Source organism: Nocardioides sp. PD653-B2, from assembly GCF_002117935.1.
Lineage (GTDB): Bacteria > Actinomycetota > Actinomycetes > Propionibacteriales > Nocardioidaceae > Nocardioides.
On record NZ_BDJE01000051.1, the window covers coordinates 46,422 to 72,624 of the forward strand.

Sequence of the window (26,203 nt, forward strand, 5' to 3'; positions counted from 1 at the left end):
ACCGCCTAGGGTATTTCACATGACCGCCACGGACGCCCATCGTCACTCCGCCGGGATCGATCCCGAGATCGGCTATCGCCCGGGTCCTCTCGGCCGCCTCGGTGTCTGGGTGGTCGACCACTCCCGGTTCACGGTCGTCGTCTGGCTCCTGCTGATCGTCGGCCTCGGCATCTTCGCGCCACGGGTCGAGTCGGAGCTCTCGGGCGCCGGCTGGCAGGCCGACGGATCCGACTCCGTCGCGGCCCGCGAGCTCGCGCAGGAGCACTTCGGCGGCAACGCCTCCACCGCGATCCAGGTCGTCGTGCACTCCACCGACGGTCCGGTCACGGCCGGGGCCGGCCGGCAGGTCCTGGCCCGGGCCACCTCGATGCTCGAGGCGGACCCGCGGATCGCTGATGTGGTCCAGCCGCAGCCCGGCGCGACCCTGAGCGAGGACGGCACGACCGCCGTGCTGCTGGCCGGAGCCGCCGCGGACCCCCATGAGATGGTCCGCGTCGCCGACGACCTCAAGGGCCCGCTGCAGGACCTCTCGAGCGGGGGTGTCGAGGTCAACCCGACCGGCGCCTCCCTGCTGTGGTCGGACTTCAACGAGGCCAACCTGTCCGCGATGCTGAAGTCGGAGATGGTCTCCTGGCCGGTCACCCTCGCCATCCTGGTGCTGGCCTTCGGTGCCCTGGTCGCTGCGGGCCTGCCGCTGATCCTCACGCTCGCCGGCCTGGTCGCGTCGGCGGGCTCCCTGGTCCTGATCAGCCACGTCGTGCCCGTCTCCATCTGGGCGATGAACTTCGCGATGATGTTCGCGCTCGCTCTCGGTATCGACTACGCGCTGTTCCTCGTGGTGCGCTTCCGGGCCGCTCGCCTGGGCCACCACGAGAGCCCACGGCAGGCGATCGCCGAGACCATGGACACGGCGGGCAAGGCGGTGCTGCTCTCCGGCGCGACCGTCCTGATCTCGCTGTCGGCCGTGATGCTGGTGCCGTCGCCGTCCTTCCGCTCGATGGCGGGCGGGATCATGCTCGCGGTCCTCTTCGTGCTCGCGGCGACCCTGACCCTGCTCCCGGTGGTGCTCGCCAAGCTCGACCACCGGATCAACCGGTTCGCACTGCCGTGGGTGCACACCGGTGAGCACCGCTCGCCGAAGTTCGCCGCCTGGGGCGAGCGGCTCTGGAAGCGCCCGGTCGTGTGGGGCCTCGCCTCGCTGGTCGTGCTCCTCGCGCTGGCAGCCCCGATCGTGGGACTCAAGACGGCCATGCCGTCGATCAAGGTGCTCCCCGAGAGCGCGTCCGCCCGCATCGGCTACGACCTGGTGCAGGAGTCCTTCGGGCCCGGTGCGCCCGGGGCCCTGCAGGTCGTCGTGCGCCAGGGAGACGCCGAGGCCGCCTCCGAGGTCCTCGGCAGCGACCCGGGGATCGCTGGGACGATGCCCGGCATCCCCGCGCCCGACGGCTCGTCGTACGTGCTGATCCAGGCGGTGCCCACCGTCGACCCGTCCGACCCCGAGCTGTCCGCGACCGTGGACCGGCTCCGCGCCGACCTGCCCGACTCCGCGGTCGTGGGGGGAGCGGCGGTCGAGAACCTCGACCTCAAGACCCAGCTCGACGACTCCACGCCGCTGGTGATCGGCGTGATCCTGGTGCTCGGTTTCCTGCTGCTCCTCATCGCGCTCCAGGCGCCGCTCATCGCGGTGCTCGGCACGCTCGCCAGCCTGCTCTCGACGGCGGCGGCCTTCGGCGTCGCGCGGCTGGTCTTCCAGGAGGGGTGGGGCTCGGGCTCCCTGGGCTTCGAGCACCAGGGCTTCCTCGACGCGTGGGCGCCGGTGTTCTTCTTCGCGATGATCTTCGCGATCGCCATGGACTACACCGTGTTCCTGCTGGCTTCGGCCAAGGAGCACTACGAGCACTCGGGAGACCCGAAGGACGCCATGGTCGGCTCCCTCGCCCACTCGGGGCGCGTCATCTTCGCGGCCGGAGCCGTCATGGTCGCGGTGTTCTTCACCTTCGCGCTCTCCGGGCCGCTGCCGCCCAAGGAGATGGGGATCGTGCTCGGCGTCGCCGTCCTGCTCGACGCGTTCCTGGTCCGGCTGGTCCTGCTGCCCGTGCTGCTCCGCCTGACCGGCCACGCCGCCTGGTGGGCACCGGCCTGGCTCACCCGTCTCCTGCCCACCATCCGCTTCTCCCACAGCTGACCAGCACCACGACGAGAAGGAGCCACCACCATGTGTCACGCAGTCACCTGCAGGACCTGCGGCAAGCCGAGCTGGGCGGGGTGCGGTCGCCACGTCGAGCGTGCCCTGGCCGGAGTCCCGCGCGCCGCGCGCTGCCCCCGCGACCACCCGAAGGGCGAGGGGTCCGGCCTCCTCGGACGGCTGTTCGGGGGCCGGTCATGACCACGACCACCGAGCACGCGCACGGCAAGGACGTGCTCGACGCGCTCAACCCGCTCCACCGCGAGCTGCGCCGCGCGGTCCCCGACGTCTACAAGGGGTTCGGGGAGCTGCACCAGGCCGCCTTCGCGCCGGGCGCGCTCGACCAGCGCACCAAGGAGCTGATCGCCCTCGCGATCGGCGTCGTCGAGGGCTGCGACGGCTGCATCGCCTCCCACGCCCAGGCGGCCGCCCGGGCCGGTGCCACCAAGCAGGAGGCCGCAGAGGCCATCGGCGTCACGTTCCTGATGAAGGGCGGCCCCGCCACCATCCACGGGCCCCGCGCGTACGACGCGTTCTGCGAGTTCGCGGACGCGCTCGCCACGCCCGCCACGTAGCCTCGACAGCGTGAGTCTCGCTCTCCCCTCGACCATCAGCCTCGACGACCGCTTCGCACGGGAGCTGCCCGAGCTGGCCCTGCCCTGGCAGGCCGACGAGGCACCCGACCCGCAGCTGCTCGTGCTCAACGAGCCGCTGGCGGCCGGGCTCGGGCTCGACCCGGGCTCCCTGCGGAGCCCGGACGGCTCCCGGATGCTGGTCGGCAACCTCGTCCCGCCCGGCGCCAACCCGGTCGCCCAGGTCTACGCCGGGCACCAGTTCGGCGGGTTCAGCCCCCGGCTGGGCGACGGTCGCGCCCTGCTGCTCGGCGAGCTCACGGACGCCGACGGGCGCCTGCGCGACCTGCACCTGAAGGGCTCGGGCCGGACACCCTTCGCCCGCGGCGGCGACGGGCTGGCCGCCGTCGGCCCGATGCTGCGCGAGTACGTCGTCAGCGAGGCGATGCACGCCCTCGGCATCCCCACCACCCGCGCGCTGGCCGTGGTCGCGACCGGACGCCCGGTCCGTCGTGAGACCGTGCTGCCCGGCGCCGTCCTGGCCCGGGTGGCGAGCAGCCACCTGCGCGTCGGCAGCTTCCAGTACGCCGCGGCGCAGGGCGACGTCGAGCTCTCGCGCCGGCTCGCCGACCACGCGATCGCGCGCCACCACCCCGAGGCGTCCTCGGCCGAGAACCCGTACGTCGCGCTGTTCGAGGCCGTCGTCGGCGCCCAGGCGTCGCTGGTGGCCCGGTGGATGCTCGTCGGGTTCGTGCACGGGGTGATGAACACCGACAACATGACGATCTCGGGCGAGACGATCGACTACGGCCCGTGCGCGTTCATGGAGGCCTTCGACCCGGCGACCGTCTTCAGCTCGATCGACGAGACGGGCCGCTACGCCTACGGCAACCAGCCCGTCATCGCGGAGTGGAACCTCGCCCGGCTCGCCGAGGCGCTGCTGCCGCTGATCCACGACGACCAGGACCAGGCGGTCGCCGTCGCCGTCGAGTCGCTCGGCACGTTCCGGCCGCACTACAGCGCCGCCTGGGCGACCGGGATGCGGGCGAAGCTCGGGCTGCCCGACGGCCTCGACGAGGCCGTCGAGAAGGCGCTGGTCGACGAGCTGTTCCCGCTGCTGCAGGCGAGCCGCGTCGACCTCACGTCGTTCTTCCGCGCGCTCGGGTCGGCCGCCCGCGGCGACGCCGAGCCGGCCCGCGGGCACTTCCTCGACCTCGCGGCCTTCGACGCGTGGGCCGAGCGCTGGCGCGCGCTCGGGCCGGACGGCGACGCGATGGACCGGGTCAACCCGGTCTACATCCCGCGCAACCACCTGGTCGAGGCCGCGCTCACCGCGGCGACCGGGGGAGACCTCGCCCCGCTCGAGCGGTTGGTGGCGGCCGTCGGCGCGCCGTACGACGCGCGCCCGGGTCTCGAGGAGTACGCGGCCCCGGCGCCCGAGAGCTTCGGCGACTACCGGACCTTCTGCGGCACCTAGGCCTTCGCCGCGTCCTGCTCGGCCGCGGCCTTGAGCTTCACCAGCGTCTGCTCGATGCCCTTCTGGTGCCGCTTCGGGTAGCCGAGGAGGCCGTAGACCAGCTTGGTCGGCGCGTTGCAGTGGCTCAGGTCCCACGTCTCGGTGACGCGGGTGCCGCCGTCGACCGGCTCCAGCTCGTAGCGCCAGCGGTGCGTCCCGAAGTGGCGCCAGGCGATCAGCCGGTTGGCGTCGTACTCCACGACCCGGTTCTTGGTGCGGTACGGCGCCCCGATCTTCATGTTCATCCCGAAGGTCGACCCGAGCTCGAGCCGCTCGGGCCCGTCGACCGCGTCGCGGACGGTCCCGGAGCCGTCGATCCGGGCGTGCTGGCGGGGATCGGCCAGGATCGCGAACACGACGTCCGGCGGAGCGGAGACGGTCGTGCTGGCGGAGACGTCGGAGGCACTCATGCCACGACCCTACGGAGGGCCCGCACGATTGGCGACGCCGAGGATGACGCAGGTAGGTTGGCGGGGCACGATTGTGTTCCGGGTCACAGGGCGCACCATCCCCGCGCCCCGACGACCCGGACCGATATGACCTCGGCACGCGGAGACCCCGCCGACGCCGGTGAACTCGAAGGAGTGCTCGTGACGCAGCAGCCAGGCTTCGGCCCGGACCTCGCGGAGGTCTTCGGACCCTCGCAGCAGGACGGTGGTCCGGAGCTGATCCAGCTCCTGACCCCCGAGGGTGAGCGGGTCCACCACCCGGAGTTCGACCTCGACTTCCCCGCCGAGCAGGTCCGCGGCTTCTACCGCGACATGGTGCTCACCCGGCGGATCGACACCGAGGCCACCGCCCTCCAGCGGCACGGCGAGCTCGGCATCTGGGCCCAGCTGCTCGGCCAGGAGGCCGCGCAGATCGGTGCCGGCCGCGCGCTGCGCCCCCAGGACTACGTCTTCCCGACCTACCGCGAGCACGGCGTCGCCTGGTGCAAGGGCGTCGACCCGCTCGACCTGCTCGGGCTCTTCCGTGGCGTCGACCAGGGCTCGTGGGACCCGGCCGAGAACAACTTCGGCCTCTACACGATCGTGATCGGCGCCCAGACGCTGCACGCCACCGGCTACGCGATGGGCATCCAGCGCGACGGTGACGTCGGCACCGGCGACCCCGACCGCGACGCCGCGGTGATCGCCCACTTCGGCGACGGCGCGTCCTCCCAGGGCGACGTCAACGAGGCCTTCATCTTCGCCGCGTCCTACAACGCACCGGTCGTGTTCTTCTGCCAGAACAACCAGTGGGCCATCTCCGAGCCGATCGAGCGCCAGACGCGGATCCCGCTCTACCAGAGGGCTCTCGGCTTCGGCTTCCCCGGCGTCCGTGTCGACGGCAACGACGTCCTCGCGACGTACGCCGTCACGCAGGCCGCCCTGCAGCGGGCCCGCGACGGCCAGGGCCCGACGTTCGTGGAGGCCTACACCTACCGGATGGGTGCCCACACCACGACCGACGACCCGACCCGCTACCGGCTCTCCGATGACCTCGAGCGCTGGAAGCTCAAGGACCCGATCGCCCGGATCGAGGTCTACCTGCGGCGCAACGGCCTGGCCGACGACGAGTTCATCGCCGCCGTCCAGCAGGAGGCCGACGAGCTCGGCGTCCGGCTCCGCGAGGGGTGCAAGGCGCTGCCCGACCCGGCGCCGCTGAGCATCTTCGACCACGTCTACACCGAGCTGACCGACGAGCTCGAGGAGCAGCGGGCCGGCTTCGAGGCCTACCTCGCGTCGTTCGAGGGGGCCCGCGCATGAGCGAGACGCAGAAGATCACCCTCGCCAAGGGCCTCAACATGGGTCTGCGCAAGGCGATGGAGGACGACTCGAAGGTCCTCCTCATGGGCGAGGACGTCGGCAAGCTCGGCGGCGTCTTCCGGATCACCGACGGCCTGCAGAAGGACTTCGGCGAGGACCGCGTCATCGACAGCCCGCTCGCGGAGTCCGGCATCGTCGGTACGGCGGTCGGCCTGGCGCTGCGCGGCTACCGGCCGGTCGTGGAGATCCAGTTCGACGGGTTCGTCTACCCGGCGTACGACCAGATCGTCTGCCAGGTCGCGAAGATGACCTTCCGCAGCCAGGGCAAGTCCAAGATGCCGATGGTCATCCGGATCCCGTTCGGTGGCGGCATCGGTGCGGTCGAGCACCACAGCGAGTCGCCGGAGGCGCAGTTCGCGCACACGCCCGGCCTCAAGGTGGTGGCCTGCTCCAACCCGGTGGACGGCTACTGGATGATCCAGCAGGCGATCGCCTGCGACGACCCGGTGATCTTCCTCGAGCCGAAGCGGCAGTACCACGCCGACAAGGCCGACCTCGACGACACCGCGACGCCCGAGCCGCTCTTCACCTCGCGCGTCGTACGCCGCGGCACCGACGTCACCGTGCTCGCCTACGGCCCCACCGTGAAGACCGCGATGAAGGCCGCCGAGGCCGCTGCCGGTGAGGGCAAGTCGCTCGAGGTCATCGACCTGCGCACGCTCTCGCCGCTCGACATGGGCCCGGTCTACGAGTCCGTGCGCCGCACCGGCCGCGCCGTGATCACCCACGAGGCGCACGTCAACCTCGGCATGGGGGCGGAGATCTCCGCACGGATCATGGAGCAGTGCTTCTACTCGCTGGAGGCGCCGGTGCTGCGGGTCGGCGCGTTCGACACGCCCTACCCGCCGTCGCGGATCGAGGAGGACTACCTCCCCGACCTCGACCGGGTCCTGGACGCCGTCGACCGTTCCCTTGAGTTCTAGGGCGAGGAGTTCTGATGTCTGAGTTCAAGCTGCCCGACGTGGGCGAGGGCCTGACCGAGGCCGAGATCGTCAGCTGGAAGGTCAAGGTCGGCGACGTCGTCGCGATCAACGACATCATCGTCGACATCGAGACCGCGAAGTCGGTCGTCGAGCTGCCGTCGCCGTTCGCCGGCACGGTCACCGCCCTGATGGCCGCCGAGGGCGAGATGGTGCCGGTCGGCACCCCGATCATCGCGATCGGTGACGCCGACGAGGCCCCGGCCCAGCAGCCGGCGGAGATCGACCTGTCCAATCCGGCCGCCTCCGGCGGCGGCGAGGGCGAGAGCCTGGTCGGCCGCAACAAGGCCGACCGCGGTCCCGTACGACGCGCCCGCAAGGTCGCGTCCGGTGCGGCCGCCGCCCACATGCAGGCGCAGGCGGCCTTCGAGTCCGGTGCGGCACCGATGGTGGAGGCCGAGGAGCTCGAGCCCGCGGTACCTGCGGTCGCGGCGGTGCCGGAGACGCCCGCTGCCCTGCGCACGCTGGCCAAGCCGCCGGTGCGCAAGCTGGCGAAGGACCTCGGGGTCGACCTGTCGACGCTGACGCCGACCGGCAAGGACGGCACCGTCTCGCGCGAGGACGTGCACGCCGCGGTCGGCACCTCGGAGGTTTCGAGGCTCGGCGCTGGCGCGCCGCGCACCTCAACCACCGAGGCGAGGGAGACGCGCGAGCCGATCAAGGGCGTCCGCAAGATGATGGGCCAGGCGATGGTGAGCTCCGCGTTCACCATCCCGCACGTCACCGAGTGGGTGAGCATCGACGTGACCCGCACGATGGAGTTCGTCGAGCGGCTCAAGGGCCGTCGCGAGTTCCGCGACGTGAAGGTCTCGCCACTGCTCGTCCTGTCGCGGGCCGTGATGCTCGCGATGCGCCGCACGCCGGAGATCAACTCGGTCTGGGACGAGCCGGCCGGCGAGGTCGTGTTCAAGAGCTACGTGAACCTCGGCATCGCCGCGGCCACCCCGCGCGGCCTGGTCGTCCCGAACGTCAAGGACGCCCAGGACCTCTCGCTGCTCGAGCTGGCGCAGGCGCTCAACGCGCTGACCGCCACCGCGCGCGAGGGCAGGACGCAGCCGGCGGAGATGAGCGGCGGCACGTTCACCATCACGAACGTCGGTCCGTTCGGCGTCGACGGCGGCACCCCGATCATCAACCCGGGGGAGTCGGCGATCTTGTGCTTCGGCGCGATCAAGAAGGCGCCCTGGGTGGTCGACGACGAGATCGCCGTGCGTCAGGTCACCACGTTGGCGCTGTCGTTCGACCACCGGCACATCGACGGCGAGAAGGGCTCGCGCTTCCTGTCCGACGTGGCCGGGATGCTCGAGGACCCCGCGTCCGCACTTCTCTACTGAGGGGGGTCAGGAGCAGGCGCGCACCAGCGCCAGCACCAGGCTCTCGGTGACGGCGACCAGCTCGTCCACGTCGACCGCCTCGTGCGGTCCGTGGGCGAGCCGGACGTCGCCGGGCCCGTAGTGCAGCGTCGGGATGCCGGCCTCGGCGTACAGCCGCAGGTCGCTCCCGTACGGCGCCCCGCGCTCGCGCGGCCGCGGCCCGCGCGTCACGTCGGCGTGCGCGGCGGAGACGAGGTCGAAGAGGGTGCGGTCGTCCTCGACGTAGGTCCCGCTGGCGAACTGGCCGCCGGTCCACGCCACGACCGGCGGGTGCTCCCGCAGCCAGGCATCTGCGGTGGCGGCCTCCGCGACCGCCTCCTCGAGCTCGGCGCGGGCGTCGGCCGGGTCCTCGCCGAGCGCGACGCCCAGCCGACCCTCGGCGACCAGCAGGTCCGGCACTGTTCCCGCGTCCGTGCACGCGGCGGCCCTCGAGCGTCGCCGTGAACGGGTCCGTGCGCCAGGTCGTCGGGTCGCCCGCCGGGACGACGTCGACGTGACCCTGCAGCACCAGCTCGGGCTCGCCCGGACCGCTCGTCGCGACCAGGCCCCAGGCCTCCTCGCGGGGAGCCTCCCAGCCGGGGAAGGCGGGGTCGGAGGTGAGCGCCGGGAGGTCCAGCGACCAGAGGTCGACGTCGAGGTCCAGCTCGCGCAGCTGCTTGGACAGCCGGTGCTGCACGTCGCACTCGGCGTCGGTGCCGCTCACCGAGGGCACGGCGATCAGGTCGACGAGGTCGCGCACCAGCTCGCGCTCGTCGACGAACGCGAGCGCGCGCAGCTCGACGTCGGTGAGGTCACGGTGGGACACGAGCCATCCTCTCGGGTGAAGCGGGCGCGTGCACACGGTAGGACCCGGACGCCTCGCGGCGTCGGGAAATCGGCGCGAATGGTCCGGTCAGCGGCCCGCGGCGTCGAGCGCCGCGGCCGTGAGCGTGCGGCCGAGCTCGATCATCTCGGCGGCGCGGTGGAAGTCGAGGGAGCGGGCCGCGCCGACCGGCACGGTCACCAGCACGTCCGGCGGCAGCCCGGCCATCCGGTAGCGGGTGATCAGGCCCTGCATCGCGTCCATCGACATGCCGACGACGTCCGAGATGCGCAGCTGGTCGAGGAGGGTGGGCTCGGAGTCGGGCTCGGCGGGGCGACCGACGGTGCGGCGTACCCGCTCGACGAGCTCCTCGCGCCAGGTCGAGGGCGCGGGCTCACGGGCCGGCGTGGCCGGCTCGCGGGCGGTGCGGGCGCCCTGCAGCGAGATCGCGACGGTGAGGTCGGCGGCCGAGGCGGCCGTCGGCTCGATCGGCACCGGGTTCATCAGCCCGCCGTCGGCCAGCAGGCGGCCGTTCATGACGACCGGGGTGATCACGCCCGGGATGGCGATCGAGGCCCGGAGCGCCGAGGTGAGCGGTCCCCGCTGGAACCACACCTCGCGGCGCGCGTGGAGGTCGGTCGCGACCGCGGTGAACGCGACCGGCAGGTCCTCGATCTGCAGCCCGCCGACGAGGCGCTCGACCTCGTCGAAGATCCGCCCCGCGCCGATGGCGCCCGGGGCCGACCACTTCGGGTCGAGGAGCCGGATCACGTCGCGCTGGCTGAGGGACCGTGCCCACTGCGTGTACTCGTCGAGGTGGCCGGCGCACATGAGGCCACCCACGAGCGCGCCCATCGACGAGCCGGCGACCGCGACGATCTCGTGGCCGCGGGCACGGATCTCCTCGACCGCGCCGATGTGGGCGTAGCCGCGGGCGCCGCCGGAGCCGAGCGCCAGGGCCACGCGCAGCGAGGACATACCCCCACCCTACGGAGCGGCGGCGTGAAGCGCGCGTGCTCCGGGTAGGAGGGGCGCGTGGACACGCTCGGGCCGTACCGCATCGTCCGCCGCCTCGGCAGCGGCGGCATGGGCGTGGTGCACGAAGCCTGGGACACCGGCCTCGAGCGCCCGGTCGCGCTCAAGGTGATCTCGCCGCAGCTCGCCGACGACCCGGTCTTCCGTGAGCGGTTCACGCGGGAGGCGCGCGCCCAGGCCGCCCTGACGTCCGAGCACGTCGTGCACGTCTACGCGCACGGCGAGGACGCCGGCCAGCTCTGGATCGCCACCCAGCTCGTGCCGGACGGCGACCTCGGCCGGCTGCTGCGCGAGCACGGTGCCCCGCCGATCCCCGTCGCGCTCGACCTGATCGGGCAGGTGGCGTCCGGGCTCGCGGACGCCCACGCCGCCGGGCTGGTGCACCGCGACATCAAGCCCGCGAACGTGCTGATCCGCCGCGTCCCCCGGCTCCGCGTCCATCTCTGCGACTTCGGCATCGCCCGCCCGCTGGGGAGCGGCGCGACGAGCACCGGCACGATCGGCACCCCGTCGTACATGGCGCCCGAGCTGCACACGGGCGGCACCGCCGGGGTCGCCTCCGACGTGTACTCGCTGGGCTGCCTGCTGTGGGCGACGCTGAGCGGGCGGACGCCGTACGCCGGCAGCTCGGACTACGAGGTCGTGCGCGCCCACCTCGAGCAGCCGGTGCCGCAGCTGGACGGGGCGAGCCCGCAGGTCGCCGCGGTCAACCGGGTGCTGCGCACGGCGATGGCCAAGCGGCCCGAGGACCGCTACCCGACGGCGGCCGCGATGCGCGAGGACCTGCTGGCCGCCGCCCGCCTGCCGGACGCGCCCGCTCCCGTCGCGGCGCCCCGGCACGGACGGCGGCTGGGGGTCGTTGCCGCGGTGGTCGTGCTGGCCCTCGCGGTCGTGGCCGGCACGGCGTACGCGCTGACCCGCGGCGACGGCGGCGAGCCCGTGGTCGAGCCGACGCCGAGCTCGAGCCCGACCGTCGCTTCGACGCCGTCGGCTCGCGACGAGGTGAAGGCGGCGGGGGCGTTCGCCGACGCGCTGGTGGAGCAGGGGGCGATGACGGCGAACCAGGCCGACTGCGTGGCGACGACGGTCGTCGATGCGGTCGGCCTCGACCGCCTGATCGAGGACGGCTTCTTCGACGCCGACCTGGCGTTCCTCGACCCGGACCTCGCCGACAAGCCGGCGATCAAGGAGGCGCTGACCTCGGCCTCGTTCGACTGCCTGACCTGACCGCTAGGGCCGCGGCTGGTCCGGGTGCAGGATCGCGTCGGTGCCGCCGTCGACGAAGAGCGTCGCGCCGACGACCAGGCTCGCGGCGTCGGAGAGCAGGAAGCAGATCGCCTGGGCGACCTCCTCGGGCAGTCCGGGCCGGCCGAGCGCCGTCGGGTAGGCGTCGGCGAACGGGCCGAACACCGGGTCGGCGCGCAGCTGCTCGGTCATCGGGGTCGCGATCAGGCCCGGCGCCACGGAGTTGAGCCGGATGCCGGCGTCGGCCCACCCGGGCGAGACACCCTCGCGGCGCGCCCACCAGGCCAGCCCCGCCTTGGTCGCCGGGTAGACCATGACCGCCTCGAGGCCGGCCACCGCGGCGCGGGCCGCCTGCTCGTCGCCGGCGACGCAGAGGTCGGCCAGCCCGGTGTCCCAGCCCGGCTGGCCGGTGATCGAGTTGGAGGCGAGCAGCACGACGCCCGCGCCGTGCGCGGCCTGGAGCTGCGGCTGGAGCCCGCGCACCAGCGCGACGGCGCCGAAGAAGTTCACGGACACGACGAGCTGCGGGTCGACCCCGGTGAAGCCACCGACCCCGGCCGCCGGCACCACCCCGTGCACGACGTCGGTCAGCGCCTGCACCCCGGCCACCGCCGCGGCCCGCCCCTCGGCGGTCGACAGGTCGGCGACCACGTCGGCGTCGCGCTGGTCGACGCTGATCACCCGGTGCCCCTGCTCGCGCAGCAGCGCGCTCGTCGCCGCCCCGATCCCCGACGCGGCCCCGCTCACGACGTACGTCTTCACGGACCGAACGGTAACGCGTTCTAGTTCCGCTCCGCCGCTTGTAACGCGGTGTTAGGCCCTCTATGAACCCGTTCTAACGGGGTCACCAGAGGTCCTAACACCGCGTTACAGCGAGGAGGGCGACCCCGCGGCGGGCTCAGACGTAGCGCCGGGCCCGGTCGGCGGGGGAGCCCGGACCGACCCGGAGGAGTACGGCGAGCTCGTGCTCGAGCACCCGGCCGACCCGCTGGCAGAACGCCTCGGCCTCGTCGGCGGCGTCGGGGCGCTCGGCGACGACCATGTCGACGATGCCGCGAGCGTGCAGGTCGATCGCCCGCACCTGCTGTGAGCGGGCCATCTCGGGAGCGTGGTCGAGGTCGCGGTGCACGATCGCGCTGGCGCCCTCCGGCGGCAGCGGCGAGAGCCAGGAGTGCTGGGTGGCGACCACCCGGTCGGCGGGCAGGAAGGCCAGCGCGCCGCCGCCGTTGCCCTCGCCGAGCATCAGGCACAGCGTCGGGGCGTCGAGGGTGACCAGGTCGGAGAGGCAGCGCGCGATCTCGCCGGCCAGCCCGCCGTTCTCGGCCTCCGCGGACAGTGCGGCGCCCTGGGTGTCGATCACGGTCACCAGCGGCAGCCCGAGGTCGGACGCGAGCCGCATCCCGCGGCGGGCCTCGCGCAGCGCCTCGGGACCCATCGGGTGCTCGAGCGTCTGGCCGCGCCGGTCCTGGCCGAGGAAGACGCACGGCGCCTCCCCGAAGCGCACCAGCCCGATGAAGAGGCCCGGGTCCTGCTCGCCCTGCCCGGTGCCGTTGAGGGGGACGACGTCCGACGCGGCGTACCGCAGCAGCCGGCGGATGCCCGGCCGGTCCTCGCGGCGCGAGCGGGTGACGGCGTCCCAGGTCTCGACCTCGGGGGTGCCGTCGTAGAAGTGGTCGGCCGGTGGTGGCGGCACCGCCGCGATGCCGAGCCGCGGCGCCGTCAGCATCGCCAGCGCGCGGTCGAGGATGTGGGCGATCTCGTGCGGGGCGAGGACCGCGTCGATGATGCCGTGCGCGTAGAGGTTCTCCCCGGTCTGCACGCCCTCCGGGAACTCCTTGCCGTACAGCGCCTCGTAGACCCGCGGCCCGAGGAACCCGATCAGCGCGCCGGGCTCGGCGACCGTCATGTGGCCGAGCGACCCCCACGATGCCATCACGCCGCCGGTGGTGGGGTGGCGCAGGTAGACGAGGTACGGCAGGCCGGCCTCCTTGTGCGCCGCCACCGCCTGGGTGATCCGCACCATCTGCACGAACGCCGGGGTGCCCTCCTGCATCCGGGTGCCGCCGCTCACCGGGCCCGCCAGCAGGGGCAGCTCCTCGCGGGTGGCCCGCTCGATCGCGGTGACCAGCCGGTCGGCGGACGCCCGGCCGATGGAGCCGGCCAGGAACGCGAACTCTCCCATCACGACCGCCACCCGGCGCCCGTGCATCAACCCCTCGCCGGTCAGCACCGACTCGTCGACGCCGCTCTTCTCCGCGGCGGCCGCGAGCACGGCGGCGTACTCCTCCGAGACGCCGGTGCGGTCGGGGGGTGTGTCCCACGAGCTCCACGACCCGTCGTCCAGGACGAGGTCGATCAGCTCGGCGGCCGAGAGACGCGCGGGCTTCGGATCGGTCATCCGCGCAGGCTATGCCACGCGGCGAGCACCGCACCTTCCCGTTGGCGTGACATGCCGGTGACCTGCGCGTCCGGCGTGGCGCGCAGCCAGGCCAGGGTGTCGCGGGCGGTCTCGGCCACCGGTCGGGTGACCAGGCCCGCGTCGTACGACGGGGTCGCGTCGTGGGCGGTCATCCCGTCGTACTCCGGACGCGGCAGCCACAGCGGCAGCGAGTCCGGCCCGGCCCAGGGCTCGACGCCCTGCTCGGTGAGGAACTCTTGCGGCACCCAGGTGAGCTCGACCTCGGCGTCGCAGCCGGTCGCCACCGCGGTGAGCACCTCGCCCATCGTCGTCGCGTGGCCGACGCCGTCGTAGTCGCCGGTGGTCCGCGACTCCGCGGCGGCCACGATCCAGGCCGCCAGGTCGCGGGCGTCGATGACCTGGGTGCTGTCGTCGGGCCGGCCCGGCGCGAGCACCGTGCCCCCGTCGGCCATCCGCGCCGGCCAGTAGGTGAACCGGCCGCTCGGGTCCTCCGGGCCGACGATCAGACCGGGCCGCACCACCATCCAGGAGTCCACCCCGTCGCGGACGATCTGCTCGCAGGCGACCTTCATCGGGCCGTAGGCCTCCATGTCGACGGACAGGTCGACGTCCTCGTGGATCGGCTCACGCAGCCGCAGCGTGCCGGGCCGACCGCCCGGGGTCGACTCGTCGACGTAGACGTTGACCGTGGAGACGAAGACCCAGTGGGCGCTGGGGAAAGCGGCCACGGCCGACCGTGTCCAGGACGGGTAGCGCCCGACGTCGACGACCACGTCGAAGGTGTCGGTCAGCTCGGCCGGCACCGGCTCCGTGCGGTCCCAGACGACCAGGGTCGCGCCGTCGGGCACCGACCCGGAGGTGCCGCGGTTGGCGCACGTGACGTCGTGCCCGCGGGCCACCGCCTCCGTCGCGACCGCCTTCGACAGGAACACCGAACCGCCGAGCACCAGGACCTTCACGGGTGCCAACCTTCCCGGTCACCGCCGCCGGGGCAAGCGGATCTGCTGTCGGCAGAGCCGACCCCGGGGGTCTCGACGACGCTCGCCGGCGCTCGCTGCTCGACCGACGATCAGGGCGACGTCGGGGGCGTCTCGTCGGAGAGCAGCCAGTCGTGGAAGAAGTCGGTGAGGTCCTCGCCGCTCTGCTCGGACCACCACGAGGTGATGTCGTCGTAGCCGGCGTTGCCGTAGGCGTGCACCGACGGCCACTCGCGGACCAGCCGCCAGAACAGCTCGTCACCGAGCCTCTTGCGCAGCTCGTTCCACATCACCGCCGGGATGTAGTAGACGTTCCCGGCGCCGAAGGAGTCCGGGACGAAGTCCGCGGGCGGCCCGTACTGGGTTCGCAGCTGCTGGTCGTAGCCGGCCCAGGTGCCGAAGACGGAGTCGACCGACGTGCCCTGGTCCTCGGCCGTCCAGACGCCCTGGAGGAAGGTGGCCATGCCCTCGTTCATCCAGACGTCGCGCCAGTCGGTGGGGGTGACCTCGTCGCCGTACCACTGGTGCGCACCCTCGTGGACCAGCGTGTCGGCGCCCGTGGCGTAGCGGGTGTCGCCGAGCGTGATCATGGTCTGCGTCTCCATGCCGCTCTCGGAGTCGACGACCAGGAAGCCGAGCGAGTCGAAGGGGAACGGTCCCAGCTTGTCCTCGAGCCAGTCGAGCGCGGCCGGCGCCCGGTGCAGCCGGGCGAGCAGCGCGGGCTGGTCGGGATCGGTCCAGTAGGTGATCGGGACGCCGGACGACGACTCGTCCTCGGTCATCGTGAAGTCGCCGATGGCGATGGTGACGAGGTACGACGAGGCCGGCTCGTCCAGGGTCCACCTGGTGACGGTGTCGCCCGCCTTCTGGGTGCGCGACTGCAGCCGGCCGTTGGCGATGCCGACCCCCGGACTGGGCGTGCTGATCGTGAAGGAGTAGAGCGCCTTGTCGGACGGCTGGTCGTTGACGGCGTACCAGGAGTAGGCGCCGTACGGCTCCTGCATCGTCCACACCCCGCCGTCGCGGGTGATCGTCCAGCCGGTGCTGTCGAAGTCGGTGCGGTTGGTCGGTGCGGGGACCGGGCGCGGCGTGCCGGCGTAGCGGATCACCAGGGTGTGCTCGCCGTCCTCGCGGACCGGCTCCTGGACGACGAGGTCCTTGCCCGCGTGGTCGTAGGCCGCGTCCTTGCCGTCGAGGGTCACCGCGGCGACCTTCAACGGCTTCGCGAGGTCGAGCTGGAAGGAGTCGGCGTCGGTGGTCGCCCGGAACTCGAGCGTCTCGACGGCATCGAGCGTGCGGGTGGTCGGGGTCCAGTCGAGGCCGAGGTCGTAGTGCAGGGCGTCGACACCCGGGTCGCCCACGTCGGGGTAGACGCGGTCCTCGACCGGGGTGCTCACCCCGTCGGCCACCTCCTCGGGCACCGCGGCCGGCGCCGGCGAGGGTGAGTCCTCCGGCTGGTCGGCGTCGGAGGTGCACCCGGCCAGCACCAGGGTCGCGGCCAACGCCACGGACAAGCCCGTGATGGTCGACGTTCGTGGACGGCGTCGCCGACCCGTCACTCCGTGCCCCGCAGCAACGGCCGGGCCAGCTTCCTGCCGTGGTGGATCTGCGCCTTGACGGTGCCGAGCGGGATGCCGATCTGCTGGGCGATCTCCTCGTAGGACATGCCGTAGACGTCGCGCAGCAGCAGCGGCTCGACGAACTGCGGGTGGTCCTTCTCGATCGTCTCCATCGCCTCGAGCAGGTCGAGGCGGGTGCCAGCGATGACGCTGGTCGTGCGCGGGTCGGGCTTGTCGAGGGGGCCTGCCTCGAGCGGGTCGGTCGAGGTGGCCTGGTTCTTCATGCGCCGGTACGTCGAGCGCGCGGAGTTGACCGCGACGACGTGCATCCACGTGGTGAACCGGCCGCGGCCGCCCCACGACCCGATCTTGTTCGCGATGTTGATCAGCGCCTCCTGGCAGGCGTCCTCGGCGTCCGGCAGGTGCGGCAGCACCCCGCGGCAGACGTTGAGGGCGCGCGGCCGGACGGCGGTGAGCAGCGCCTCGAGGGCGTCGCGGTCACCGGCCTGCGACCGACGCGCGAGGTCGTCGATCTCGTCCGCGGTCAACGCTTCGTTCTGCATGCACAGCACCCTTCCCCGTTGCCTGAACCATAGTCAGGCGACGGGGAAGGGTTGCGAGGTTGTTACTTGACCTCGGACCGGAGGACCGACCAGAGGCCGATCGACAGGGGGATCACCAGCCAGAACAGGCCGGTGACGCCGAGCTGCGCCCACTGCTGTCCGCTGATGTCACCGTCGAACAGCGGGCCCTGGGCGTAGTTGAAGTCCACCCACGGCTGCTTGTCGGCGAACCACTCCTGGGTCTCGGCGAGCACCGTCGTGACGGTCGGCAGCACCAGGCTGTAGACGAAGTAGGCCACGATCGCGCCCGGTGAGTTGCGGATCAGGACGCCGAGCATGAAACCGACGGCCATGCCGAGGAGGTTGCCGAGGATGATGTAGCCGAACTCCAGGGCGGAGATGTTCCACGTCGGGTCGACTCCGTTGATCGACGTGCCGATGACGTTGCCGAGCGCGCCGATCAGGCCGGCGAGCAGCATCGAGACCACGCCGACCAGGACCGCGACCAGCGCCTTGCCGGCCAGCACCCGGCCGCGATGCGGCACCAGCGTGAACGACGTGAGGCCGGTGCGCTGGCTCCACTCGCTGGTGATCGAGAGGATCGCGACCATCGGCAGCACGATCGCCATCGGGAAGCCGACCGCGGCGGCGAAGTTGCCGTAGGTGAGGGCGTCGTCGGGTGCGAACAGGATCGTGGCGCCGGTTGCGACGACCGCCAGGATCCCGATGCTCGCCATCAGCCAGAAGCCCGACCTCGTGTCGAACGACTTGCGCAGCTCGACGGAGACGATCCGGGACATCGGGATCCGGGCCGGGGTCGGCCGCACCGGACGGGCGACCTCCTCGACGGCACTCTCGAGGGTCGTGGCGGTCATGCTGCTGCTCCTTCGGTGAGGGTCTCGCGCTGGGTGTCTGCGGTGAGCTCGAGGAACATCTCCTCGAGGCCGGCCCCGTCGGCGGCGCGCAGCTCGACGAGGTGGACCCCGGCGTCGAGCGCGACCCTGCCGACGACGCCCGGGTCGGCGTCGACCCGCAGGGCGTCCTGGCTGCCGGTGGCGGCGCTGGGCGTGAAGCTCACGCCGGCGGAGGTGAGGGCCTGGGCCAGCTGGTGCACGTCGGGGGTGCGGACGAGCGTGCCGGCGGTGGCGAGCAGCTCGGCCTTCGTGCCCTGGGCGACGATCCTCCCCTGGCCGATGACCACGAGGTCGTCGGCGATGACCTCGATCTCGTGCAGGAGGTGCGACGAGAGCAGCACGGTGCCGCCCCGGTCGGCGTACCCGCGGAGCAGGTCGCGCATCCAGCGGATGCCCGCCGGGTCGAGCCCGTTGGCGGGCTCGTCGAGGATGAGGACGTCGGGGTCGCCGAGCAGCGCGGTCGCGATGCCGAGCCGCTGGCGCATGCCGAGCGAGTAGTTGCGGACCCGGCGGTCGGCCTCGTCGTCGGTGAGGCTGACCCGGTCGAGCATCTCGCCGACCCGGCCGGCGGGCAGGCCCATGGTGCGCTGCGCGATGGTGAGGATCTCGCGGCCGGTGCGGCCCGCGTGCTGGGCGGAGGCGTCGAGGAGCACGCCGACCTCGAGCCCGGGGTTGGGCAGGTCGGCGAAGCGCCGGCCGCTGACCTCGGCGTACCCGGACGAGGCGGGGGTCAGCCCGACCATGATCCGCATGGTGGTGGACTTCCCGGCGCCGTTGGGCCCGAGGAATCCGGTGACGCGGCCTGGCCGCGCCGTGAACGTCACGTCGTCGACGGCGGTGAAGCCGGCGTACTGCTTGGTGAGGGACTCGACCTTGATCATGGGTTAACCCTCGGGGTCGACCGCGGTCGCCCACATCGGGGAAGTGACGCCCCCCGACCCTGAGCGGACCCCGAGGATCCTCGGGGTCGGACCCCTGCTTTGACATGATGCACGCGTGTCCATGCCCTCTCGCCTCGGTCGCTACGTCGTGCGCCGACGCATCGGGTCGGGCGGGTTCGCCACCGTGTGGCTGGCCTACGACGAGCAGCTGGACTCCCCGGTCGCGGTGAAGGTGCTCGCCGAGAACTGGACCGAGGACAGCCACGTCCGGCAGCGGTTCGTCGAGGAGGGGCGCTTCCTGCGCAAGGTCGAGTCGCCGTACGTCGTGACCGTCTACGACGCGGGCGAGCTCGGCGACGGGCGTCCCTACCTGGTGATGGCGTACGCCGACCAGGGCACGCTCGCCGACCGGCTCGAGGCCGGAGGTCTCACCGCACCCCAGGCGATGGAGGTGGTGCGCCAGGTCGGCGCCGGCCTCCAGGCGCTGCACGAGCGCCACGTGCTGCACCGCGACGTGAAGCCGGCCAACGTGCTCTTCCGCACCGTCGACGGGCGGGTCCGGGCGATGGTGGCCGACCTCGGGCTCGGCAAGGCGCTCGACATGTCGTCGCGGCTGACCATGATCGGCGGCACCCCGTCGTTCGTCGCGCCGGAGCAGGCACAGGGCGAGCCGCTCGACCGACGGGCCGACCTGTACTCGCTGGCCGCACTCACCTACCTCCTGCTCACCGGCCGGGCGCCGTACTCCCACGCCTCGCTGTCGGCGGCGGGCTCACCCGGCCCGCCGCCGCCCCTGTCGACCCCGGAGCGGCCCTACTCCGGCGCGCTCGAGGCCGTCGTACGGCGCGGCCTGGCGGTGGACCGCGAGGACCGGTGGCCCGACGTCGCGTCGTACGTCGACGCGCTGGCGACCGCCCTGGGCGGCGACACCACGGGCTCGATGTCCGCCCCGTGGCTGCCGATCGACCCGCACCTGACCCAGCCCGGCGCCCGGCCGTCACCGCTCGTCGTGTCCGAGGCACTGCCTCCCCCGAAGCCGCCGCGGCGCACCGCCCGCCGGATCGTCGGCGCGCTGGCCTGCCTGGTCGTGCTCGCGGCTGCCGGGGTGGGCGGGTACCTCTACGAGCAGCGCGGTGAGGACGAGACCACCGTGACCGACCGGACCGGCACGCTGTCGGTCACGGTCCCGGGCGGGTGGGAGCAGGCGCAGGCGCCGAAGGGCTGGCGGGCGCCGAACGGGGGCGGGCAGTTCCCGGCGCTGTCGGTCGGCACGTCCCAGCGCTGGACCGACGTCGACTCCTCGTCGCAGGGCGTCTTCCTCGGGATCCTGCCGGGCACCAAGCTGCCCGACCAGGTGCCGCAGCACCCCGAGTGCACCCACGCCCAGGAGCCGGTCGACGACACCATCGACGAGAACCCGACCCGGACGGTGCTCTACACGGGCTGCCCGGGGGGCGTCACCGTCGAGCGGGTCGTGCAGCTCGCCTCCAACAGGCTGCTGTGGGTGCAGGTCCGCAGCGCCGCCCGGGCAACCGCCAACAACGTCCTCGACGACGTCGTGGTGCACGGCTACTGAGCTAGGGCCGCTTGTGGATGCTCGCCGCCACGTGGTCGAGCAGGTCCTCGAGGCCGGCCCGGTCGACGGCCCTGCCGACGACGCTCATCTCGAACTCGGCGGTGGCGCCGCCGGTCGGGGTGAACCACTGGAAGGTGTTGTAGCGCAGCTTGTTGGCGGCCGCGTCGCGGTAGCTGAAGGACAGCCGGTCGCCGGTCTCGCCGGTGAACGTGACGTCGTCCTCGTAGATCTCGGTCAGCGCGGCCTTCTTCTCCGCGACCATCTGCTCGTTGCTCTCGTGCTGGTTGATGATCTTGACGCGTAGGCTGTAGCCGCCGACCGTCGGCTCGCCCTCCGGCCGCCAGCGGACCTCGAAGAACCCTTCCTGGAAGGACGTCCAGCCCTTCGGCACGTCGTACTCCCACTCGTAGGGCGGGTTGCCGATCCGGTGCTGCTTGTAGGTCAGGCCGGTCTCGAGGGCCGGGTAGTCGATGTCGGGGGCGTAGCTCGGGGTCGGTTCGATCGGGATCGAGGGCGACACGGCCGGCACCGGGTGGGCGGAGGCGAAGGTGGTGGGCTCGGAGCGGAGCAGCACGCCCAGGCCGTAGCCCGCGGCGGCTCCCACCAGCGCGAGCACCAGCGCCAGCCCGATCCAACGCACCCTCATGGCGGATGAGGGTAGCCGCCTGACTGTTGTGACAGTCCTGTGCCAGAGTGTGCGAAGACTGTCACAAACTCTTTTCTGTCTGGGAGCACCTGCCATGAACGACGCCCTGTTCGACCGCCACCGCGAGCGACTGGAGGCCGCGGTCGCCGCGTGCGCCAGCCGGGGGTACTTCTCGGCGTACGACGAGTCGCCCTCGCCCCGGGTCTACGGCGAGACCGCGGCCGCCGACGGCAAGGCGGCGTACGACGCGTGGCTGGGCGGCGCGTTCCCGCTCACGACGCCGGGCGCCGACGGGACCGTCTCGACCGAGCGTTCGCCGTACGGCTTCGAGCTGGGGGTGTCCTACCCGCGGGCCTCGGACGTCGACGCCCTGCTCGCGGCGGCGGCTGCCGGCATGAAGGGGTGGCGCGACGCCGGCCCGGACGGGCGGACGGGCGTGTGCCTGGAGATCCTCGCCCGGCTGCACGCACGGATCTTCGAGCTGGCCAACGCGGTGCAGCACACCAGCGGGCAGGCGTTCGTGATGGCGTTCCAGGCCGGCGGCGCGCACGCGCTCGACCGCGCGCTGGAGGCGGTCGCCTACGCGTGGACCGAGATGACCCGCACGCCCGTGACCGCGCTGTGGGAGAAGCCCGGCCGCGGCGAGCCGCTGCGCATGGAGAAGACGTTCACCGTGGTGCCGCGCGGCATCGCGCTGGTGATCGGCTGCAACACGTTCCCGACCTGGAACTCCTGGCCGGGGCTGTTCGCCTCCCTCGTCACCGGCAACCCGGTGGTGGTCAAGCCGCACCCGGCGGCCGTGCTGCCGCTCGCCATCACGGTGCAGGTCTGCCAGGAGGTGCTGACCGAGGCGGGCTTCGACCCGAACCTGGTGACCCTCGCGGCGGAGGAGCCCGACGACCACCTGGCCGCGACCCTCGCCACGCGACCCGAGGTGCGGCTGATCGACTTCACCGGCGGCAACGCCTTCGGCGACTGGCTGGAGGAGCACGCCCGCCAGGCGGTCGTCTTCACCGAGAAGGCCGGCGTCAACACGGTCGTCGTCGACTCGACCTCCGACTTCGGCGCGATGTGCCAGAACCTCGCCTTCTCGTTCTCGCTCTACTCCGGCCAGATGTGCACCGCGCCGCAGAACGTCTACCTGCCCGCGGCCGGCATCGCCACCGACGACGGCGTGAAGTCGCCCGCGGAGGTCGCTGCCGGCATCGGTGCGGCGCTCGACCGGCTGCTCGGCGACGACGCGCGCGCGGTCGAGCTGCTCGGCGGGATCGTCAACGACGGGGTGCTCGACCGGCTCGAGGCCGCATCGAAGCACGACGTGCTGGTGGCGTCGCGGACGGTGACGCATCCGGCGTACGACGCCGCGACGGTGCGCACTCCCACGCTGATCTCGCTCACCGCGGAGGACTCCGACGTCTACGAGTCGGAGTGCTTCGGCCCGGTCGCCTACCTGATCGAGACCGACGGCACCGACCAGTCCGTCGAGCTGTTCCGCGACACCGTGCAGCGCCACGGCGCGATGACGGCCGCGGTCTACTCGACCTCCGAGGAGGTCGTCGACCAGGTGCGCGAGGCGGCCCTCGACGCGGGCGTCGCGCTGTCCGAGAACCTCCTGGGCGGCGTCTTCGTCAACCAGTCCGCGGCGTTCTCCGACTTCCACGGCACCGGCGCCAACCCGGCCGCGACCGCGTCGTACACCGACGGCGCGTACGTCGCCTCCCGGTTTCGCGTCATCCAGTCCCGCCGCCACGTGTGATCGACGCAGTGGTGGTTTCGAGGCTCGCTCCGCTCGCACCTCAACCACCGTGTTGCGCCGGCACGTGTGATCGACGCGGTGGTGGTTTCGAGGCTCGCTCCGGTCGCACCTCAACCACCGTGTTGCGCCGGCACGTGTGATCGACGCGGTGGTGGTTTCGAGGCTCGCTCCGGTCGCACCTCAACCACCGTGTTGCGCCGGCACGTGTGATCGACGCGGTGGTGGTTTGGAGGCTCGCTCCGCTCGCACCTCAACCACCGTGGTGCGGTGGTTGAGGTGCGAGGAGCGCCAGCGACGAGCCTCGAAACCACCGATGAGTAAGAGAATCTCGCCAGGTCTGTCGATCTCGTGGTCCCCCGTTCGTGGAGCGGGTGACCGCACCTTCCCACCGAGGAGAACCCGATGACCGACGTGAAGTCCCGCTGGCTGGCGCTCTACGTGCTCTGCCTGGGCGACCTGATGATCGTGCTCGACTCGAGCATCGTGAACGTGGCGCTGCCCTCGATCCAGTCCGACCTGGGCTTCTCCCAGCCGGCGCTGGCGTGGGTGGTCAACGCCTACCTGCTGACCTTCGGCGGGTGCCTGCTGCTCTCGGGCCGCCTCGGCGACCTGCTCGGCACCAAGCGGGTCTTCCTCGGCGGCGTCGCCTTCTTCACGGTTGCGTCCATCGCCTGCGGGCTGGCGCCGTCGTCGGAGCTGCTGGTGGTCGGCCGCGCGATCCAGGGCCTCGGGGGTGCCGCGGTCTCGGCCGTCGCCCTGGCGCTGATCCTGGGCCTCTTCACCGACCCGGCCGAGCGCGCCAAGGCGATGGGCTTCTTCGGCTTCGTGATGTCGGGCGGTGGCGCCGTCGGCGTGCTGCTCGGCGGGGTGCTGACCGGGCTCCTCTCGTGGCACTGGATCTTCCTGGTGAACGTGCCGATCGGTGTCGGGGTCTGGGTCGCCGCGACCCGCGTGCTGCCGGCCGACGACGCGATCGAGCAGCGCGGCCGGGTGGACGTGCTGGGCGCCGTGCTCGTGACCGCCGCGCTGATGCTGTCGGTCTACGGGATCGTCGACAGCGCTCCGCTGCTGATCGCCGGCAGCGTCGTCCTGCTCGCGGCCTTCGTGCTGTGGGAGTCGCGGGTGACGGAGCCGTTGGTCCCGCTGCGGCTGTTCATGCTCCGCAACGTCGTGGTGTCGCAGGTCGTCGGCGTGCTGTGGGCGGCCGCGATGTTCGCGTGGTTCTTCCTGGCGGCGCTCTACCTCCAGCAGGTGTTGGGGTACGACGCCCTCGACGTCGGCCTCGCCTTCGTCCCGACCAGCGTGGTGATGGCGTTCTGCTCGCTGCGGGTCTCCGACAGGCTGGTGCTGCGCTTCGGCATCCGCCCGCCGCTGGTGGCGGGCCTCGCGCTGGCCGCGGCCAGCCTCGCGCTCTTCTCCCGAGCCCCGGTCGACGGCAGCTTCGCGACCGACGTGCTCCCCTCGATGCTGCTGCTCGGTGCGGGCGCCGGCATCGCGTTCAACCCGGTGCTGCTGGCCGCCATGGGTGACGTCGAGCCGCAGGAGGCCGGCCTGGCCTCGGGCGTGGTCAACACGTCGTTCATGATGGGCGGCGCGCTCGGCCTCGCGGTGCTGGTGAGCCTGTCGACCTGGCGCACGGAGTCGCTCGCCGCCGACGGGCTGGCGCGGCTCGCGGCGCTCAACGGGGGCTTCCAGCTGTCCTTCGCCGCCGGCGCGGCGTTCGCCCTCGCAGCGGCGGTCATCGGGGGGACGTTCCTCCGGCCGAAGCCGATGGCCGTGGCCGCGCACGGCGGCCCGGCCGCGGACGCCGTACCCGACGAGGAGCCCTGCCCCGACGTCGCCTGACCCGGGCCCGTTAGCGTGCGGGGGGTGACGAGCATCCTCATCCGCAACGCCCGCGTCGTCCCGCTCGGGGACGGCGAGCGAGGCGTCGACCGACCCGTGGACATCGCCGTCGAGCAGGGCGTCGTGACCGCGGTCGGGACCGGTCTCGACCGGCCGGACGGCGTCGACGAGGTCGACGCCGGCGGCCGTTGGGTGATCCCGGGCCTGTGGGACCAGCACGTGCACATGGCGCAGTGGACCCTGACCTCGGGCCGGCTCGACCTGGCGCCGGCCAAGTCGCCCGAGCAGGCGCTGCGGCTCGTGGCCGAGCGGGTGGCGGAGTACCCCGACCTGCCCGTCATCGGGTGGGGCCACCGCTCCGGCATCTGGGACCGCGACGTCACGGTGTCGGAGCTCGACGCGGTCACCGGCGACACCGCGGTGGTCCTGATCAGCGGCGACGGCCACCACGCCTGGCTGAACACGATCGCCTTGATGCACCTCGCGATGCCGGTCCGCGACTCGGTCGTCCGCGAGGCCGAGTGGTTCGCGGCCTACCCGCGCCTCGCGAGCCTGGTCGGCACCGACGGCACGTCACCCGAGGCCTACCGCCGCACGCTCGACTTCGCCGCGGCCAAGGGGATCGTCGGGTTCACCGACTTCGAGTTCGGCAGCGGGCCGATGGACTGGGTCGAGCGCTGGGCGGGGTGCGACGTGCTGCGGGTGCGCGCGGCGACGTACGACCAGCACCTCGACGACGTCATCGCCCTCGGGCTGCGCACCGGCGACACCCTGCCGGGCTGCGACGACCGGGCGACGATGGGCCCCCTCAAGATCATCAGCGACGGCTCGCTGAACACCCGTACGGCGTGGTGCTGCGAGCCGTACGGCGACGCGCACCGGCTGGAGTACCCCGCCGGTCAGCCCAACCTCTCCGGCGACGAGCTGCGCGCGCTCCTCGGCAAGGCGCACGCGGGCGGCCTCGAGGTCGCCACGCACGCGATCGGGGACGCCGCGGTCGCGGAGGCGCTCGCGTCGTACGCCGCGACCGGCGCCCGCGGGTCGATCGAGCACGCGCAGCTGGCCAACCGGGCCGACATCCGGAGGATGGCCGAGCTCGGCATCCGGGCCAGCGTGCAGCCGGCGCACCTGCTCGACGACCGCGACCTCACCGAGAAGATCTGGGGGGAGCGCTCGGAGCGCTGCTTCGCGTTCCGCTGGATGCTCGACGACGGCGTCGAGCTCGCCCTCGGGTCCGACGCGCCGGTCTCGCCGCTCGACCCCTGGCTGGCCATCGCGGCCGCCGTGCACCGCAGCGACGACGAGCGCGACCCGTGGCACGGCGAGCAGGCGCTGACCACGCGCGAGGCGCTGGCCGCGTCGGTCGACGGGCAGCCGACGGTGGCGCCCGGCTCCCGCGGCGACCTGGTGCTCCTCGACCACGACCCGCTGCTGCGCGACCACGACCAGCAGGACACCGCCGCGCTCGGGCAGGCGCTGCGGGGGATGGGGAGCGCCCTCACGCTCGTGGCCGGGTCCGTCGTCCACACGGCCTGGTGACGGGCGGACCCG

Annotated in this window: 22 protein-coding genes; 11 read left to right on the plus strand and 11 right to left on the minus strand. The window is 72.6% G+C overall.

The window, feature by feature from the left end; genetic code table 11:
* Nucleotides 1-19 precede the first annotated feature (19 nt).
* The 3 genes from PD653B2_RS20975 to PD653B2_RS20985 all read left to right on the plus strand — a co-directional run bounded on the left by PD653B2_RS20975 (nucleotide 20) and on the right by PD653B2_RS20985 (nucleotide 4,234).
* A complete protein-coding gene (locus tag PD653B2_RS20975; protein ID WP_085874357.1) occupies nucleotides 20-2,185 on the plus strand; it encodes an MMPL family transporter in 2,166 nt (721 codons plus the stop codon).
* Nucleotides 2,186-2,382: 197 nt separating this feature from the next.
* Nucleotides 2,383-2,760 carry a carboxymuconolactone decarboxylase family protein gene (locus PD653B2_RS20980; RefSeq protein WP_085874358.1) on the plus strand — a complete coding sequence of 126 codons (378 nt, stop codon included), beginning with the start codon at nucleotides 2,383-2,385 and terminating at the stop codon, nucleotides 2,758-2,760.
* Between the two features lie 10 nt (nucleotides 2,761-2,770).
* On the plus strand, nucleotides 2,771-4,234 hold the full coding sequence (locus tag PD653B2_RS20985; protein WP_085874359.1) for a protein adenylyltransferase SelO: 1,464 nt from the start codon (nucleotides 2,771-2,773) through the stop codon (nucleotides 4,232-4,234).
* Here the strand turns inward: PD653B2_RS20985 and PD653B2_RS20990 are convergent.
* On the minus strand, nucleotides 4,231-4,683 hold the full coding sequence (locus PD653B2_RS20990) for an SRPBCC family protein (protein ID WP_085874360.1): 453 nt from the start codon (nucleotides 4,681-4,683) through the stop codon (nucleotides 4,231-4,233). The two genes, PD653B2_RS20985 and PD653B2_RS20990, sit on opposite strands and share 4 nt — an antisense overlap.
* A gap of 180 nt (nucleotides 4,684-4,863) precedes the next feature.
* Here PD653B2_RS20990 and pdhA point away from each other — a divergent pair, with 180 nt between their 5' ends.
* From pdhA to PD653B2_RS21005, 3 genes are read left to right on the plus strand one after another with little or no spacing between them, the layout of a single operon-like run.
* Nucleotides 4,864-6,021, plus strand: a complete 1,158-nt coding sequence (pdhA, locus tag PD653B2_RS20995) for a pyruvate dehydrogenase (acetyl-transferring) E1 component subunit alpha (protein WP_414689175.1) — start codon at nucleotides 4,864-4,866, stop codon at nucleotides 6,019-6,021.
* Entirely contained in the window at nucleotides 6,018-7,004 is a 987-nt protein-coding gene (locus PD653B2_RS21000; protein WP_085874362.1) for an alpha-ketoacid dehydrogenase subunit beta, read from the plus strand. The genes pdhA and PD653B2_RS21000 overlap by 4 nt, the downstream gene beginning before the upstream one ends.
* Before the next feature lie 14 nt (nucleotides 7,005-7,018).
* A complete protein-coding gene (locus PD653B2_RS21005; protein WP_085874363.1) occupies nucleotides 7,019-8,395 on the plus strand; it encodes a dihydrolipoamide acetyltransferase family protein in 1,377 nt (458 codons plus the stop codon).
* Between the two features lie 6 nt (nucleotides 8,396-8,401).
* Here PD653B2_RS21005 and PD653B2_RS25775 read toward each other — a convergent pair whose 3' ends face one another.
* Together PD653B2_RS25775 and PD653B2_RS21015 are read right to left on the minus strand one after the other, a co-directional pair.
* Nucleotides 8,402-8,833: a M20/M25/M40 family metallo-hydrolase gene (locus PD653B2_RS25775; RefSeq protein WP_242665385.1), complete on the minus strand. Its 432-nt coding sequence runs from the start codon at nucleotides 8,831-8,833 to the stop codon at nucleotides 8,402-8,404.
* A 493-nt stretch (nucleotides 8,834-9,326) separates the two neighbouring features.
* Nucleotides 9,327-10,214: a patatin-like phospholipase family protein gene (locus PD653B2_RS21015; RefSeq protein WP_085874364.1), complete on the minus strand. Its 888-nt coding sequence runs from the start codon at nucleotides 10,212-10,214 to the stop codon at nucleotides 9,327-9,329.
* A 57-nt stretch (nucleotides 10,215-10,271) separates the two neighbouring features.
* Here PD653B2_RS21015 and PD653B2_RS21020 point away from each other — a divergent pair, with 57 nt between their 5' ends.
* The gene (locus PD653B2_RS21020; protein WP_085874365.1) at nucleotides 10,272-11,498 is read left to right on the plus strand and encodes a serine/threonine-protein kinase; all 1,227 of its coding nucleotides are present in this window, start codon (nucleotides 10,272-10,274) and stop codon (nucleotides 11,496-11,498) included.
* A gap of 3 nt (nucleotides 11,499-11,501) precedes the next feature.
* Here PD653B2_RS21020 and PD653B2_RS21025 read toward each other — a convergent pair whose 3' ends face one another.
* The 7 genes from PD653B2_RS21025 to PD653B2_RS21055 form a co-directional block, all read right to left on the minus strand.
* Nucleotides 11,502-12,278 (minus strand): SDR family oxidoreductase, encoded by a 777-nt coding sequence (locus PD653B2_RS21025; RefSeq protein ID WP_085874366.1) that lies wholly within the window; start codon nucleotides 12,276-12,278, stop codon nucleotides 11,502-11,504.
* Nucleotides 12,279-12,414: 136 nt separating this feature from the next.
* Nucleotides 12,415-13,914 (minus strand): carboxyl transferase domain-containing protein, encoded by a 1,500-nt coding sequence (locus PD653B2_RS21030; RefSeq protein ID WP_085874367.1) that lies wholly within the window; start codon nucleotides 13,912-13,914, stop codon nucleotides 12,415-12,417.
* A complete protein-coding gene (locus PD653B2_RS21035) occupies nucleotides 13,911-14,894 on the minus strand; it encodes an NAD-dependent epimerase/dehydratase family protein (RefSeq protein WP_085874368.1) in 984 nt (327 codons plus the stop codon). The genes PD653B2_RS21030 and PD653B2_RS21035 overlap by 4 nt, the downstream gene beginning before the upstream one ends.
* Before the next feature lie 110 nt (nucleotides 14,895-15,004).
* Nucleotides 15,005-16,420: a M1 family metallopeptidase gene (locus tag PD653B2_RS21040; RefSeq protein WP_242665387.1), complete on the minus strand. Its 1,416-nt coding sequence runs from the start codon at nucleotides 16,418-16,420 to the stop codon at nucleotides 15,005-15,007.
* 47 nt (nucleotides 16,421-16,467) lie between these two features.
* Nucleotides 16,468-17,034 carry an RNA polymerase sigma factor gene (locus PD653B2_RS21045; RefSeq protein ID WP_085874370.1) on the minus strand — a complete coding sequence of 189 codons (567 nt, stop codon included), beginning with the start codon at nucleotides 17,032-17,034 and terminating at the stop codon, nucleotides 16,468-16,470.
* A gap of 62 nt (nucleotides 17,035-17,096) precedes the next feature.
* On the minus strand, nucleotides 17,097-17,909 hold the full coding sequence (locus tag PD653B2_RS21050) for an ABC transporter permease subunit (RefSeq protein WP_085874371.1): 813 nt from the start codon (nucleotides 17,907-17,909) through the stop codon (nucleotides 17,097-17,099).
* Nucleotides 17,906-18,829 carry an ABC transporter ATP-binding protein gene (locus PD653B2_RS21055; protein WP_085874372.1) on the minus strand — a complete coding sequence of 308 codons (924 nt, stop codon included), beginning with the start codon at nucleotides 18,827-18,829 and terminating at the stop codon, nucleotides 17,906-17,908. Before PD653B2_RS21055 ends, PD653B2_RS21050 begins: the two co-directional genes overlap by 4 nt.
* Nucleotides 18,830-18,950: 121 nt before the next feature.
* On the opposite strand from PD653B2_RS21055, the gene PD653B2_RS21060 reads away from it, so the two are divergent.
* A complete protein-coding gene (locus PD653B2_RS21060; RefSeq protein WP_085894319.1) occupies nucleotides 18,951-20,405 on the plus strand; it encodes a serine/threonine-protein kinase in 1,455 nt (484 codons plus the stop codon).
* A 1-nt stretch (nucleotide 20,406) separates the two neighbouring features.
* On the opposite strand, the gene PD653B2_RS21065 is transcribed toward PD653B2_RS21060, so the two are convergent.
* Complete coding sequence (locus PD653B2_RS21065) at nucleotides 20,407-21,051, minus strand: hypothetical protein (protein ID WP_085874374.1); 645 nt, start codon at nucleotides 21,049-21,051, stop codon at nucleotides 20,407-20,409.
* A gap of 94 nt (nucleotides 21,052-21,145) precedes the next feature.
* On the opposite strand from PD653B2_RS21065, the gene paaN reads away from it, so the two are divergent.
* The 3 genes from paaN to PD653B2_RS21080 all read left to right on the plus strand — a co-directional run bounded on the left by paaN (nucleotide 21,146) and on the right by PD653B2_RS21080 (nucleotide 26,191).
* A complete protein-coding gene (gene paaN, locus PD653B2_RS21070) occupies nucleotides 21,146-22,807 on the plus strand; it encodes a phenylacetic acid degradation protein PaaN (protein ID WP_085874375.1) in 1,662 nt (553 codons plus the stop codon).
* A 402-nt stretch (nucleotides 22,808-23,209) separates the two neighbouring features.
* A complete protein-coding gene (locus PD653B2_RS21075; protein WP_085874376.1) occupies nucleotides 23,210-24,652 on the plus strand; it encodes a DHA2 family efflux MFS transporter permease subunit in 1,443 nt (480 codons plus the stop codon).
* A gap of 24 nt (nucleotides 24,653-24,676) precedes the next feature.
* Nucleotides 24,677-26,191 (plus strand): amidohydrolase, encoded by a 1,515-nt coding sequence (locus tag PD653B2_RS21080; protein WP_085874377.1) that lies wholly within the window; start codon nucleotides 24,677-24,679, stop codon nucleotides 26,189-26,191.
* Nucleotides 26,192-26,203 lie beyond the last annotated feature (12 nt).